The sequence below is a fragment of the Streptomyces sp. LS-MS-L19 genome (genome assembly GCF_058382285.1).
Map to the genome: position 1 here is coordinate 3,692,058 of NZ_JBYCLL010000001.1, position 13,614 is coordinate 3,705,671.

General features: G+C 70.8%; 11 protein-coding genes and 1 tRNA gene. 7 read left to right on the forward strand and 5 right to left on the reverse strand.

What is annotated here, in order from left to right; translation table 11 throughout:
- Nucleotides 1-144 precede the first annotated feature (144 nt).
- From AC2XR2_RS16245 to glxA, 3 genes are all read left to right on the forward strand, one after another.
- Nucleotides 145-218, forward strand: a tRNA-Lys gene (locus tag AC2XR2_RS16245).
- A gap of 747 nt (nucleotides 219-965) precedes the next feature.
- Entirely contained in the window at nucleotides 966-2,960 is a 1,995-nt protein-coding gene (locus tag AC2XR2_RS16250; protein WP_491515416.1) for a glycosyltransferase family 2 protein, read from the forward strand.
- Nucleotides 2,957-4,894, forward strand: coding sequence for a radical copper oxidase GlxA (gene glxA / locus AC2XR2_RS16255; RefSeq protein ID WP_491515417.1), 1,938 nt, complete (start codon nucleotides 2,957-2,959; stop codon nucleotides 4,892-4,894). The genes AC2XR2_RS16250 and glxA overlap by 4 nt, the downstream gene beginning before the upstream one ends.
- A 98-nt stretch (nucleotides 4,895-4,992) precedes the next feature.
- On the opposite strand, the gene AC2XR2_RS16260 is transcribed toward glxA, so the two are convergent.
- Nucleotides 4,993-6,033 (reverse strand): glycoside hydrolase family 6 protein, encoded by a 1,041-nt coding sequence (locus AC2XR2_RS16260; protein WP_449349663.1) that lies wholly within the window; start codon nucleotides 6,031-6,033, stop codon nucleotides 4,993-4,995.
- 164 nt (nucleotides 6,034-6,197) lie between these two features.
- Between AC2XR2_RS16260 and AC2XR2_RS16265 the strand changes: the two genes are divergently transcribed.
- Nucleotides 6,198-6,980, forward strand: coding sequence for an ANTAR domain-containing protein (locus tag AC2XR2_RS16265; protein ID WP_491515418.1), 783 nt, complete (start codon nucleotides 6,198-6,200; stop codon nucleotides 6,978-6,980).
- A 280-nt stretch (nucleotides 6,981-7,260) separates the two neighbouring features.
- On the opposite strand, the gene AC2XR2_RS16270 is transcribed toward AC2XR2_RS16265, so the two are convergent.
- Together AC2XR2_RS16270 and AC2XR2_RS16275 are read right to left on the reverse strand one after the other, a co-directional pair.
- The gene (locus AC2XR2_RS16270) at nucleotides 7,261-7,971 is read right to left on the reverse strand and encodes a class F sortase (RefSeq protein ID WP_449349661.1); all 711 of its coding nucleotides are present in this window, start codon (nucleotides 7,969-7,971) and stop codon (nucleotides 7,261-7,263) included.
- Nucleotides 7,972-7,977: 6 nt separating this feature from the next.
- The gene (locus AC2XR2_RS16275; RefSeq protein ID WP_491515419.1) at nucleotides 7,978-8,523 is read right to left on the reverse strand and encodes a hypothetical protein; all 546 of its coding nucleotides are present in this window, start codon (nucleotides 8,521-8,523) and stop codon (nucleotides 7,978-7,980) included.
- A 235-nt stretch (nucleotides 8,524-8,758) separates the two neighbouring features.
- Here AC2XR2_RS16275 and AC2XR2_RS16280 point away from each other — a divergent pair, with 235 nt between their 5' ends.
- Nucleotides 8,759-9,538 carry an HAD-IIA family hydrolase gene (locus AC2XR2_RS16280; protein WP_330266696.1) on the forward strand — a complete coding sequence of 260 codons (780 nt, stop codon included), beginning with the start codon at nucleotides 8,759-8,761 and terminating at the stop codon, nucleotides 9,536-9,538.
- Nucleotides 9,539-9,553: 15 nt separating this feature from the next.
- Here the strand turns inward: AC2XR2_RS16280 and AC2XR2_RS16285 are convergent, their stop codons facing one another.
- Together AC2XR2_RS16285 and AC2XR2_RS16290 are read right to left on the reverse strand one after the other, a co-directional pair.
- Nucleotides 9,554-10,264, reverse strand: a complete 711-nt coding sequence (locus AC2XR2_RS16285) for a hypothetical protein (protein ID WP_491515420.1) — start codon at nucleotides 10,262-10,264, stop codon at nucleotides 9,554-9,556.
- A 96-nt stretch (nucleotides 10,265-10,360) separates the two neighbouring features.
- Nucleotides 10,361-11,902, reverse strand: a complete 1,542-nt coding sequence (locus AC2XR2_RS16290; RefSeq protein WP_491515421.1) for an ROK family transcriptional regulator — start codon at nucleotides 11,900-11,902, stop codon at nucleotides 10,361-10,363.
- A 57-nt stretch (nucleotides 11,903-11,959) separates the two neighbouring features.
- On the opposite strand from AC2XR2_RS16290, the gene AC2XR2_RS16295 reads away from it, so the two are divergent.
- Nucleotides 11,960-13,033: a Gfo/Idh/MocA family protein gene (locus tag AC2XR2_RS16295; protein WP_491515422.1), complete on the forward strand. Its 1,074-nt coding sequence runs from the start codon at nucleotides 11,960-11,962 to the stop codon at nucleotides 13,031-13,033.
- A complete protein-coding gene (locus AC2XR2_RS16300; protein ID WP_381306344.1) occupies nucleotides 13,030-13,539 on the forward strand; it encodes a heme-degrading domain-containing protein in 510 nt (169 codons plus the stop codon). The genes AC2XR2_RS16295 and AC2XR2_RS16300 overlap by 4 nt, the downstream gene beginning before the upstream one ends.
- The last annotated feature ends 75 nt before the right edge of the window (nucleotides 13,540-13,614 follow it).

Below are 13,614 nucleotides of genomic sequence, written 5' to 3' on the forward strand. Positions count from 1 at the left end.
GTCGAAATGTTCGCAACTGTGCACATTCGTCAGTTTCTCAACTGTCCCCCGGACCCGCATGCTGACGGTCCGAATGATGTACGGCACCCCCCGGGGCGGTCCGCGACACCCTCCGGGATCCGGTAGAGTCATGCAGGTCAGCAGGCGCCGCTAGCTCAGTTGGTTAGAGCAGCTGACTCTTAATCAGCGGGTCCGGGGTTCGAGTCCCTGGCGGCGCACGCACGACCGAAGGCCTCCCGTGAAAGCGGGGGGCCTTCGGCGTTGAGGGACTCGTCACGCCGGCACCCCAGGGGGACGAGGGTCAGGCAGGTGGCGGCCGGGGGTCCGGGGGTCGCCCCCCGGGAAGACGCAGCATCAGCGGGTCCGGGGTTCGAGTCCCTGGCGGCGCACGCATGATCGAAGGCCTCCTGCGAAAGCGGGGGGCCTTCGGCGTTGAGAGACGCGCCACGCCGGCACCCCAGGGGGACGAGGGTCAGGCAGGTGGCGGCCGGGGGTCGCCCCCCGGGAAGACGCAGCATCAGCGGGTCCGGGGTTCGAGTGACTGATGGCGGGGCGTACGCGGGTTCGAGTCTCTTGTGGTGTGTCGGCGCGGGAGTGTCTTCGTCAGGCTGGGGCTTCTTGGATGACAGGCGCCACAATGAACGCGTATGACCGGTAAACACCGTGTTTCGCATCTTGCGATCATGATGAGCACCGTAGAACCCTGGTTTTTCAAGATGCTGCGTATACGCGGCAGTTGGGGGGCAAGGAGACGGTTGCCGGGGTTGCGGGGAAAGGGGGCCCCGCCGCTGAAGATGCCGGAGGGGGCGTCTGCAACCGGAAGGTCGCTGTTACCTGTCTAATGCTGTGAAGATTGTGGTGACTGCGGCCCACCACTGATACGTCTGTGAAGGTCGAGGGGGACCAGACCAGCCGTAAGGAAACGACAACACGCGGCCCGTCCGCGTGTGGGGGGATGACTCATCATGACGTCGACGCCGACGGGCGCCCGGCAGAATTTCGACCCGTCCGACACCACTCAGCTCAGGCTGCCTTCGCACCGGACCGGCACCCTGCGCCGGATAAAGAAGACGCTTCCGAAGTACGACTACGAGCACTACAGCAGACTGGCCGGTCCCCTCACGCAGCCCGACCCGGGCCAGCCCTACAAGGTGCAGTACCGCTCGCTGATCTCGCAGGAGCCGCACCGCATCAGAGTCGCCCTGATGCTCGCCGCCGCACCCCTGCTCTCGCTGGTCCTGCTGGCCTGGCTGCTCCAGCCCGAGCACTGGACCGAGCGCGACTACCCGGCCTTCTCGTGGCTGCCGGCGCTGGACATCGTCATGCTCGTCTCGATCGGCCTGATCGAGTTCTTCCGCTGCATGAACGTGCTGTCCAACGCGCACGCCACCCTGGTCGCCCGGGACCCGATCCCCGTGGTGCCCGAGACCGGCACCAGAGTGGCCTTCCTCACCTCCTTCGTGCCCGGCAAGGAGCCGCTGGAGATGGTGACGAAGACCCTGGAAGCCGCGGTGCGGATCCGGCACCGCGGCCTCATGCACGTCTGGCTCCTGGACGAGGGCGACGACCCGGCGGTCAAGGAGGTCTGCGCGCGCCTCGGTGTGCACCACTTCTCCCGCAAGGGCGTCGAGAAGTGGAACCAGCCCAAGGGCCCGCACCGCGCCAAGACCAAGCACGGCAACTACAACGCCTGGCTCGACGCGCACGGCGACCAGTACGACTTCTTCGCCTCGGTCGACACCGACCACGTGCCGCTGCCCAACTACCTGGAGCGGATGCTCGGCTTCTTCCGCGACCCGGACGTCGGCTTCGTGATCGGCCCGCAGGTCTACGGCAACTACGACAACTTCGTCACCAAGGCCGCCGAGTCCCAGCAGTTCCTCTTCCACGCCCTGATCCAGCGCGCCGGCAACAAGTACGGCGCCCCGATGTTCGTGGGCACCTCCAACGCCGTACGCATCAGCGCGCTCAAGCAGATCGGCGGGCTGTACGACTCGATCACCGAGGACATGGCGACCGGGTTCGAGATCCACCGCCACAAGAACCCGGCCACGGGGCGGAAGTGGCGCTCGGTCTACACCCCGGACGTGCTCGCCGTCGGCGAGGGCCCGAGCGCCTGGACCGACTTCTTCACCCAGCAGATGCGCTGGTCGCGAGGGACGTACGAGACGATCCTCAAGCAGTACTGGAAGGGCTGGTACTCGCTGCCGCCGAGCAAGCTCTTCAACTACACGATGATGATCATCTTCTACCCGATGTCCGCCCTCAACTGGATCCTCGCGGCCCTCAGTTGCGCGCTGTTCCTGGGCCTCGGCGCCTCGGGTGTGAACATCGACCCCACCGTGTGGCTGATGCTCTACGGCAACGCCTCCGCGCTCCAGATCGGCCTGTACATCTGGAACCGCCGCCACAACGTCTCGCCGCACGAGCCCGAGGGCTCCGGCGGTGTCGCGGGCATGGTGATGTCGGCGCTGTCCGCCCCGCTGTACGCGAAGGCGCTCGTCGACTCGGTGCTGCGGCGCAAGAGCAAGTTCGTGGTCACGCCCAAGGGCGACTCGGCCAGCCCCGACCGGTGGTTCGGCACCTTCCGCTACCACTGGTACTTCATCGCGATCTTCGGCGGCTCGATCGGCGCCGGTGTCGCCCTGGGGCACTCCCACCCCGCGATGATCATCTGGGCGACCTTCGCCATGCTGATCACCGCGACACCGATCCTCACCTGGCGGCACATGCTGCGGCAGGCCCGCAAGAAGCCGGCCGGCGCCCCGCCGGAGGCAGTGGTTCCGGCCCAGGTGCCGGCTCAGGCCGCGGCCCGGACGCAGTACCAGCCGCAGCCGCTGCCCACCGCCCCGCACGCTCCGGCCCAGAAGCCGAGCTGGGCGGACTCGCACACGCACGACGAGGGCAACGACCAGACGATGCAGATCGCCCTCGGTGGATTTGGGGGACGTAAGGAATGAACGACCGTGCAGGCCGCCGCCGCGCCCGTCGACTCGCGATCGGTACGGCGGTGGTGCTCGCGCTGGCCGGGATGAACGGCCCGTGGCTGTACCGCTTCGGGACGGCGAAATACCACCAGTACCAGATCAACAGACCGGAGTACAAAGCCGAGAACGGCAAGTGGGAGATCGTCGAGTTCCCCAAGGAGTACCGGCAGAACACCATCCACGCGGCGCTGCTGCGCACCGGGAAGGTGCTCCTGGTGGCGGGGTCCGGCAACAACCAGGACAACTTCGACGCGAAGAAGTTCGACACCCGGATCTGGGACCCGGTCAAGGGCACCGTCAAGAAGGTGCCGACGCCGAGCGACCTGTTCTGCACGGGGCACACCCAGCTGGCGAACGGCAATCTGCTGATCGCCGGCGGCACCAAGCGGTACGAGAAGCTCAAGGGTGACGTGACGAAGGCCGGCGGCCTGATGATCGTCCACAACGAGAACCCGGACAAGCCGATCACCCTGCCGGCGGGCACCAAGTTCACCGGCAAGGAGGGCGGCAAGACCTTCGTGTCCAAGGACCCGGTCGTCGTCGAGCGGGCCACGAAGGTCTTCGACAAGCAGACCGGGAAGTTCCTGCGCAACGACCCCGGGCTCGGCCGGATCTATGTCGAGGCGCAGAAGAGCGGCCGCAAGTACGAGACCGGCACCCAGGACAACTACCGGATCCAGGGGCTGACCGGGACCGACGCGCGCAACACCTACGGCATCGCGCAGAAGCTCGCACTCGACAAGAAGGACTTCCAGGGGATCCGGGACGCCTTCGAGTTCGACCCGGTCGCCGAGAAGTACATCAAGGTCGACCCGATGAAGGAGGCCCGCTGGTATCCGACGCTCACCACCCTGAGCGACGGGAAGATCCTCAGTGTCTCCGGGCTCGACGACATCGGGCAGCTGGTGCCGGGCAAGAACGAGGTCTTCGACCCGAAGACCAAGAAGTGGACGTACACGTCCAAGGTCCGGCAGTTCCCGACGTACCCCGCGCTGTTCCTCATGCAGAACGGCAAGATCTTCTACTCGGGGTCGAACGCGGGGTACGGGCCGGACAACGTCGGGCGTGAGCCGGGCGTCTGGGACGTGGCCAGCAACAAGTTCACGAAGGTCCCGGGGCTGAGCGACCCGAAGGAGATGGAGACCTCCGGCACGGTTCTGCTGCCGCCGGCGCAGGACGAGAAGTACATGGTGATCGGCGGGGGCGGGGTCGGTGAGTCCGCCCAGTCCAGCAACAGGACGCGGATCGTCGACATGAAGGCGGACAGTCCCCGGTTCGTCGACGGGCCGACGCTGGAGAAGGGGACGCGGTATCCGCAGGCGTCGATCCTTCCCGACGACAGCGTGCTGGTGTCCGGGGGGTCGGAGGACTACCGGGGGCGCGGGGACTCCAACATCCTCCAGGCGCGGCTGTACCACCCGGACACGAACACGTTCGAGTCGGTGGCCGACCCGCTCGTGGGGCGGAACTACCACTCCGGGTCGCTGCTGTTGCCGGACGGGCGGGTGATGTTCTTCGGGTCGGACTCCCTGTACGAGGACGCGGCGAACACGAAGCCGGGGGTCTTCGAGCAGCGGATCGAGATCTACACGCCGCCTTATCTGTACCGGGATTCGCGGCCTTCGCTGTCCGGGGGGCCGCAGACGATCGCCCGCGGCGCTTCGGGGACGTTCACCTCACCGCAGGCTTCCGTGATCAAGAAGGTGCGGTTGATCCGGCCCAGTGCGTCGACCCATGTGACCGATGTGGATCAGCGGTCCGTGGAGCTGAAGTTCACCGTGTCGGGGGACAAGGTGAAGGTGACGGTGCCGGGTAACAAGAACCTGGTTCAGTCGGGGTGGTACATGCTGTTCGTCGATGACGACCAGGGGACGCCGTCTGAGGCACAGTGGGTTCGGGTGCCGTAATGCCAAAGACGCTCCCGCACCTTCGATTTCGGGTGCGGGGGCGTCGTGGCTTGTCGCGCCCACGCGGCGGAGCCGCAAATCGATACAGCCCCGCGCCCCTAGCCGGCCGAAGCTTGCGCCAGTTTCAAGGCGTAGGTTGGCCACCATTGGCCTGCCTTCGGGCCGCCCTTGCACTCGCCGTCTGACTCACCGGGCCTCTTGACCCAGAGGTACGCGTCCACCAGCGGGTCCGCCGTCTTGATCGTCGGCGTCTCCCCCAGCGCCCTGCCCGGCGGGTTGCACCAGCGTTCGCTTTCCTCGCCGCCCTTGTAGGGGCCGTTGCCGTTGCGGCTGGTGTCGATGACGAAGTGCTTGTTGCCCACCTTTGAGGAGAGCTGCTTGCCGTAGGCGATGGAGTCCTCGGTGGAGTAGAAGTTGGAGACGTTCACCGAGAAGCCGTCGGCCTTGGCGATGCCCGCCCATTTGAGGGGCTCGTAGATCTGGTCGGGGTGACCCCAGCCCGCGTTGCCCGCGTCCAGGTAGACCTTCGTGTTCTTCAGGGACTTGAGCTTCTCGACGGCGCCGCTGAGGAGGTCGTAGCGCTCCTCGTGGAACTCGTCCTGGGTGCAGCCGTCGACCAGGTGCAGTACGGCGTCCGGTTCGAGGATCACCGTCGCCGCGCGGTCGCCGATGCCCGCGGCCACGCCGTCGATCCAGGCCCGGTACGCGTTGCCGTCGGCGGCGCCGCCCTGGGAGTACTGGCCGCAGTCGCGGTGCGGGATGTTGTAGAGGACCAGCAGGGCCGTACGGCCCGCCTTGTCGGCGGCCTCGGTGAAGCCGCGGGCCTCCTGCTCGGGTTTCTCCACACCGATCCACTCACCGGTGGGCTGCTGGGCGATCTTGCGGATCTGCTGGGCCTCGGCGTCCTTGCCGCTCTTCTCGTACGCCGCGACCTGCCGGGCCGCGTTGCCGTCCGGGTTGACCCAGAACGGGTCGGCCTCCTTGGGCTGCTGGGTGATCCCCGCACCGGCCTTGTCGCCTTCGTCCCCCTTGTCCCCGCCGTCCGACGTCGAACACGCGGCGAGCAGCAGTGCCGCCCCCAGCACCGCCGCACCAGCCCCTGCGCGGGTCGCCGTCCTGGCCCCCCTGCTGACGTACATCCAATTCCCCCCTGGGTGCACCGTGGCAAGTCTCAATCGTGACACACCGGTCGCGCCGCCCACGAGGTCGCCGGAGCCTTGTCCAGGAGCTGTTACAGCCCTGAAGGTCGGGGTAGGTGCGCGCCTGAACGGGGGCGCTCGTCGATGAAGGGGAGTGCTCAGCGATGCGGTACGCCACCAGGGAGATCCGGCTGGCCTCGGCACTGGTGGAGGCGGCCGACACCCTCGTCGAGGGCTTCGAGGCGATGCGCTACTTACAACGGCTCTCCGATCACTGCGTGGAGTTGCTGAACGCGCGGGCGGCGGGGGTGATGCTGATCGACGGGGGCCGGTCGGTGTCGCTGGCCGCGAGCAGCCGGCACGAGCGGATGGCGCTGGACCTGCTGGAGGCGCAGCACGGCGGCGGACCCTGTCTGGAGAGCTACGGCTCCGGCCGGCCCGTACCGCCGGTGTCCATCCGGGTCGCCCACGCGGCCGCCCGCTGGCCCGACTTCACCGAACGGGCGCTCCGGCACGACATCGTGACGACCTTCGCGGTCCCGCTGCGCCGCCGCGAGCACCTGCTGGGCGCGCTCAACGTGTTCGGGCCGACGCTGCCCGGGGACACCGCCCCGGCCGCCGACCCCGCCCCCGAACTCCAGGTCGCGCAGGCGCTCGCCGACGCCGCCGCGCTCGGCCTGCAGAACCGCCGTGCGTACGTCCAGTACCGCACGCTGTCCGGGCAGTTGCAGGAGGCGCTGTCGAGCCGGGTCCGCATCGAGCAGGCCAAGGGGATGCTCGCGGAGCGCTGGGGGGTGCGCGCCGACCACGCGTTCGGGGCGCTGCGGCAGTACGCGCGGCGGCGCAGGCTCGCCCTGGACCAGGTGGCGAACACGGTCATCGAGGGTGCCGAGGACGACGCCGAACTGCGCCGCGAGATCGACGAAGACTCCACGGGACCCGCGTGAAACCCGGGGCCACCAGGGCGTATGACGGAGCGCCACGAGGACGGGGCCGGGCGTCGGACGACCTCTAGGCCCGGACGCTCATCCGTTCTAGAGTCTTCCCATAGGTGTACGGCCCCAGCCCCTGGCCGCAGTCAGCACCGACCGTGCCTCCCAGGCCTCCCGCGCCGTCGCCGGGTTACTCCCGCAGCCCGAGCGCGCGCGGTCGAGGACCAGCCCGGTCGGCGACTTCGGGGGGAGCGGGTCGCCGACCGGGCCAGGTGGCGCGCCCGCGGGTCCCGTTTCAGGGCCCGGTGCCGGTCAGGTACGCCGAGACGATGACGTTCGCCGTGTAGCTGCGGCTGGTCCGGTCGAAGGTGCCGCCGCAGGTGATCAGGCGCAGTTCGGCGCGGCCCGACTCGCGGGGGCCGTAGGCCCGGTGGGCGTCGAAGTCGTCCCGGGTGAGGACCTGGACGTCGTCGACGGTGAACTCGGCGACCCGGCCGTCGTCGCGGACCACCCGGACCCTCTCGCCCGGCTTGAGGGCGCTGATCTTGTAGAAGACCGCGGGCCGGGTCTCGGTGTCGACGTGCCCCACCATCAGGGCGGTCCCGGCGGCCCCCGGTTTCGCGCCGGCCGCGTACCAGCCGACGACGCCGGGCTGGTCGAAGGGCGGCGGGTCGAGGGCGCCCCGCGGGTCCAGTCCGCGGGCCACCACCGGCGCCTGCACGCCGAGGTCCGGGATGTCCAGGCGCTGGGGCCGCGCCCCCTTCAGGGGCTTCGCGGCGGGCGGCAGGTCGACGGACCCGGGCGGGCGGCCGACGGCGGCCACGTCACCGGTGGTGGGCGCGGACAGGCCGTGCCGTACGTCGGTCACCTCGCGCCCCCACAGCCACAGTCCGAGCAGCAGCACCGCCCAGGCCACGACGGTCAGCAGCCGGCCGGACCCGGAGCCGGGGTCCCGCCCGGGGTCGTCGCCCTGGTCCGCGAAGCGGTCGGAGAGTCGGTCGGACATCGCCGGTCAGTCCGTCCCGCGGCTCCGGCGGGTGCTCCGCAGCACGACGGCCACCGCGGCGACCCCGGCGAGCACCAGTCCGGTCACCGCGTGCCCGGTGCCGGGGCCGGTGGCGCGGGGCTGCATGGCGGAGAGGTGGGTGGCGCTCCAGCCGCCGCCCGCGTCGACGGGGGCGGCGGGGGACGCCGGGGTCATGGGCGGGGTGGCGGTACCGGATCCCTTCGCCGCTACGACGGTGATGCGGCCCTTCACCTCGAAGTCGACGCAGGTGATCTTCACGTCGTAGCCGCCGGGCTTGATCGAGGAGCGGACCCGGGTCTCGCCGGCGAGGCTGCCGCCGGACCCCGTCAGCCGGGCGTCGGCGACGAACGCGGCCGAGGCGGCGGTCGCCGTCTTCCCCGCGCAGCCCTTCACCCGCAGGGTGAGGTCGGCGCCGGGGGCGGGGGTCGAGGGGGTGACCGAGACGCTGCCGCCGTCCGCCGCCCGGGCGACCGGGGTGAGGGCGGCGATGGCCAGCGCCGTGCCACAGAGAGTGAGACGTAGGGAACCCATCGTGAACCTCCAGATGTCTGGAGCGTCCCGCGGGGCGGCCGGGCCCGCATCCCGGGGTGGCCGGTCACTGCTCCGGATGGGGGACGGCGGGCGCCTCGGAGCAGGGAAAACAGGGGATCCGGGACCATCCGGAAATGACCGGAGGCTGAGACGCCGAAGCACGCTCATTGCCGTCGCGGGGCGGCTGCATAGCATGGTCATCTCACCCGTTCACCGCACGCAGGAGTCCGCACCCATGACAGAGCGCAAGCCCATCGAATCGTGGCTCACCGACATGGACGGGGTGCTGATGCACGAGGGCATCCCGGTGCCGGGCGCGGACGCCTTCATCAAGAAGCTGCGGGACTCGGGGCGGCCGTTCCTGGTGCTGACGAACAACTCGATCTACACCGCGCGTGATCTGCACGCCCGGCTGAACCGGATCGGCCTCGACGTGCCGGCGGAGAACATCTGGACCTCCGCGCTGGCCACCGCCAGCTTCCTGGACAACCAGCACCCCGGCGGGACTGCCTACGTGATCGGGGAGGCGGGCCTGACCACGGCCCTGCACGACACCGGGTACGTGCTGACGGATTCCGACCCCGACTTCGTGATCCTCGGCGAGACCCGGACGTACTCCTTCGAGGCCCTGACCAAGGCGATCCGGCTGATCAACAACGGGGCCCGGTTCATCGCCACCAACCCCGACAACACCGGTCCCTCCCCCGAGGGCGCGCTTCCGGCGACCGGGTCCGTGGCCGCGCTGATCACCAAGGCGACCGGCAAGGAGCCGTACTTCATCGGCAAGCCCAACCCGCTGATGATGCGGACCGCGCTGAACACCATCGGCGCGCACTCGGAGACCAGCGCCATGATCGGCGACCGGATGGACACGGACGTCCTGGCCGGCCTGGAGGCCGGGATGGAGACCTTCCTCGTCCTCACCGGGCTGACGGGCAAGGGCGACATCGACCGCTATCCGTACCGGCCGACGAAGGTCGTGGACTCCATCGCGGACCTGGTGGACCGCGTCTGACCGCCGCACCCTCCGTTACCGGCGTCTGCGGGTCAGCAGGATCGCGCCGCCGGTGACGAGGAGGACCGCCGTGGCGGCGAGGGCGATGCCGGTGAGCGAGCCGAGGCCGGTGCGGGCGAGTTCGTCGGCGAAGGGGAGGGAGGCGTCGCCGGTTCCGGTGCCGGGGTCCTGGACGCGGCCCGGTTCGCTCTCGATGCCGAAGCGGTAGTCGTTCGACTGTCCCACCCAGTCGCCGTCGTCGTCGTGGCGCTGGACGACGGCCGCGTTGACCGTGACGGCATTGGGGGCGGTGTCCGCCGTGAGGGCCAGGCGGACCCGCACGGTGAGGGTCTTGCCGGCCGCGACGGTGAAGCCGGGGAAGCCGTCGTCGAAGGCGCCCACGAGTTCGTCGGCGTCGGTCTTCTCGAAGCGGACGGGGTGGGCGCGCTCGCCGTCGTAGAACTCCAGGTGGGGCTGGGCGGGTTCGAGGGCGCGGTGGTCGTCGACGAGGACGACCACGGGGTGGATGTCCGTCCGGGTGCGGGCGGTGGTGTTGGTGAGGTCCAGATACCAGGTGCCGAAGCCGCCACCGGCCACGTAGGTGTCGGGACCGCCGTGGACACGGGTGGTGATCGGGAAGTCGTTCTGGTCGGAGCCGGGTTCCGCGTGCGCGGGAGGGGCGGGCAGGAGGAGGGCGGCTGCCGCCGCGAGGCCGACGGGGGCGGGAGTGGACAGTCGCATGAACACATGACCATGTCGGACGGGGCCGCCCGTGTGTGGCGCCATTCCGGTGGGTGCCCTCGAACGGTCCCGGGAGACCGCCCGATCGGCCGACCGTCGCCGTCAGACGTCCGCCCTGCCGAAGAGGGGGGCCAGGACCAGCTGGGCCGCTCCCTCGGCGATGTCTCCGGGCGCGGTCCGTACGGGGACCGCCGGCCCGCCCGCGCGGCGGGCGCGCTCGTCGAGGACGGCTCCGACGCCTCGTAGGAACGCGTCCGGGTCGGTGGCGACGGTACGGCCGCCCAGCAGGACCAGGTCGATGTCGAGCAGGGCGACGAGGTTGCCGGCCGCGATGCCGAGGACCCGGGCCGCTTCGGCGAGGTCGCCGCGGGCCACGGCCGCGAGGCAGAGCGCCTCGACACAGCCGCGGTCGCCGCAGTCGCAGGGCGGCCCGTCGAGGTGGACGACCTGGTGCCCGAACTCCCCGGCCCCGGTGCGGGCGCCGCGCCGCACGGTTCCGTCGATGACGAGCCCGGCGCCCAGCCCGGTACCGAGGTGCAGGTAGGCGAACGAGCCACGCTCCCCGGCGACGGCCAGCCCGAGCGCCGCCGCGTTGGTGTCCTTGTCGACCACGACGGGCACCCCGAGCCGCCCCCGGAGCGCGTCCCGCAGCGGGAACCCGTCCCACTCGGGAAACCCGGTGACGCGATGCAGCACGCCCCGCGCGTGATCGAGGGGGCCGGGGAGGGCTACGCCGAGCCCGAGAACCCCGACCGACAGGCCGGGCCCAGTCCCGGGCCCGGACGCAACGGCACCATCGGAGACGCCGGGCCCGAGCACGGGAGCATGGCTGGCGCCCCCGGGCTGACCCCCGAGCGCGGGAGCATGACCGGCGACACCGAGCTGAGCCCCGAGCCCGGGAGCATGACCGGCAACACCGGACTGAGCCCCGAGCCCGGCAGCATGACCGGCAACACCGGACTGAGCCCCGAGCCCGGCAGCATGACCGGCAACACCGGACTGAGCCCCGAGCCCGGGAGCATGACCGGCGACACCGGACTGAGCCCCGAGCGCGGGAGCATGACCGGCGACACCGGACTGAGCCCCGAGCCCGGGAGCATGACCGGCAACACCGAGCTGAGCCCCGAGCGCGGGAGCGCGGTCGCCCGTTTCACCGCCCCCCGGCCGCCCCCCGCCCGCGCCCACCAGCGCCGCCGCCTCCCCCGCGACCGCCGTCACCACCGCCTCCGCCCCCGCGCCCAGGTCCAGCGGCACGGACCGCTCCCCCACCACCGTGCCCGCGAGGTTCACCAGGACCAGCCTCAGCGCGTCCCGGTCCAGGTGGACGCCCACCGCGTGGCCCGCCTCCGGTACCAGGCGCAGTACGGTCCGCGGCTTGCCGCCCGTCGACGCCCGGCGGCCCGCCTCGGCCGCGAGGCCCTCGTCCCGGAGCCGGCCGGTGATCTTGCTGACGGCCTGTGGGGTCAGCCCGGTGCGCTCGGCGAGTTCCAGCCGGCTGATCCCCTCGGCGCCCGCCCGCCGCAGCAGATCCAGCACGAGCGCGGTGTTGTGGCTGCGCAGGGCCGGCAGATTGACGCCCCCGTCCACACCCCGCAAGCCCCCGCCGCCCACCGCACCCGACCTCTCACCGCTGACCGTGTTCACGCCGCCCATTGTCCTCGCCGCTTGCACTTTGGCAACAGCGTTGCCAAAGTGGGACCCATGACTGCTGCTGACCTCCGCGTGGGCCTCGTCGGGTACGGCCTCGCGGGCTCCGTCTTCCACGCCCCGCTGATCGCCGCCACCGAGGGCCTCACCCTCGACACGGTGGTCACCTCGAACCCCGAGCGGCAGGCACAGGCCCGCGCCGAGTTCCCGGACGTCCGTACCGTCGCCGACACCGACGAGCTCTTCGCACGCGCCGCCGACCTGGACCTGATCGTCGTCGCGTCACCCAACAAGACGCACGTCCCGCTCGCCGGCACCGCCCTGAGGGCCGGTCTGCCCGTCGTGGTCGACAAGCCGATCGCCGGCACGGCCGCCGAGGCCCGCGAGCTCGCCGCCCTCGCCGAGGAGCGCGGTCTGCTGCTCTCCGTCTTCCAGAACCGCCGCTGGGACAACGACTTCCTGACCCTGCGCAAGCTGCTCGACGAGGGCGAACTCGGCGACGTGTGGCGCTTCGAGTCCCGTTTCGAGCGCTGGCGGCCGCAGCCGAAGGGCGGCTGGCGCGAGTCCGGCGCCCCCGCAGAGATCGGAGGTCTGCTCTACGACCTCGGCAGCCATGTCGTCGACCAGGCCCTGACCCTCTTCGGCCCCGCCGCCTCGGTGTACGCCGAGACGGACATCCGCCGCCCGGGCGCCTCGATCGACGACGACACGTTCCTCGCGATCACCCACGCGAGCGGCGTCCGCTCCCACCTCTACGTCTCCGCCACCACCGCCCAACTCGGCCCCCGTTTCCGGGTCCTGGGCTCGAAGGCGGGCTATGTGAAGTACGGCCTCGACCCGCAGGAGGCGGCGCTGAGGGAGGGCGAGCGGCCCGGCACGGCGGCCGAATGGGGCCGCGAGCCGGAGTCGCTGTGGGGCCGGCTGGGTGCCGGTGAGTCCCCCGTGACCGGCGGCGGCAGCCCCGTCCCCACCCTGCCCGGCGACTACCCCGCTTACTATGCGGCCGTGGCCAGGGCCCTTTCCGAGGGCGGCACCAACCCGGTGACCGCGCTGGAGGCGGCCGCCGCCCTCGACGTACTGGAGGCGGCGCGCCGTTCGGCCCGCGACGGAGTGGCGGTGGAGCTGTGACGCACAACACCGAGCTGACCCCGAAGTTCCACCCGGAACTCACCCCGCCCCTGGAGGAGCTGGAGGCGCAGGAACGCCGCCTGGTCTTCCGGCAGTTCACCTACGAGGACGCCTGGGCGCTGGGCTCGCTCCTGGTCGACATGGCCCGGGAGCGGCAGGCGCCGGTGGCCATCGACATCCACCGCGGCGGCCAGCAGCTCTTCCACGCGGCCCTGCCGGGCTCCACCCCGGACAACGACGCCTGGATCGACCGCAAGCGCCGGGTCGTGGAGCGCTACGGCTCCGCCTCCTACCTCGTCGGCGCCCGCTTCCGCGCCAAGGGCAGCAGCTTCGAGGAGTCCTCGCGCCTCGACCCCGACACGTACGCGGCCCACGGCGGCTCCTTCCCCGTCACGGTCGAGGGCGTGGGCGTCGTCGGCACGGTGACGGTGTCGGGGCTGCCCCAACTCCAGGACCACCGGTTCGTCGTGGAGGCGCTGGAACAGTTCCTGGGTCAGGGCGGCTGACGGGAAGATCCGGACTGTCTCTCCGGTTGGCACCCGTGCAGCGGTATGTCGACCGGAGGGACCCCTGTGAGCCAC

Bases quoted from the DNA above. Each gene is read 5' to 3' on its own strand.
- AC2XR2_RS16265 (WP_491515418.1), top strand. From the start codon at position 6,198: ATGCGGTACGCCACCAGGGAGATCCGGCTGGCCTCGGCACTGGTGGAG.
- AC2XR2_RS16275 (WP_491515419.1), bottom strand. From the start codon at position 8,523: ATGGGTTCCCTACGTCTCACTCTCTGTGGCACGGCGCTGGCCATCGCC.
- glxA (WP_491515417.1), top strand. From the start codon at position 2,957: ATGAACGACCGTGCAGGCCGCCGCCGCGCCCGTCGACTCGCGATCGGT.
- AC2XR2_RS16280 (WP_330266696.1), top strand. From the start codon at position 8,759: ATGACAGAGCGCAAGCCCATCGAATCGTGGCTCACCGACATGGACGGG.
- AC2XR2_RS16295 (WP_491515422.1), top strand. From the start codon at position 11,960: ATGACTGCTGCTGACCTCCGCGTGGGCCTCGTCGGGTACGGCCTCGCG.
- AC2XR2_RS16260 (WP_449349663.1), bottom strand. From the start codon at position 6,033: ATGTACGTCAGCAGGGGGGCCAGGACGGCGACCCGCGCAGGGGCTGGT.
- AC2XR2_RS16250 (WP_491515416.1), top strand. From the start codon at position 966: ATGACGTCGACGCCGACGGGCGCCCGGCAGAATTTCGACCCGTCCGAC.
- AC2XR2_RS16270 (WP_449349661.1), bottom strand. From the start codon at position 7,971: ATGTCCGACCGACTCTCCGACCGCTTCGCGGACCAGGGCGACGACCCC.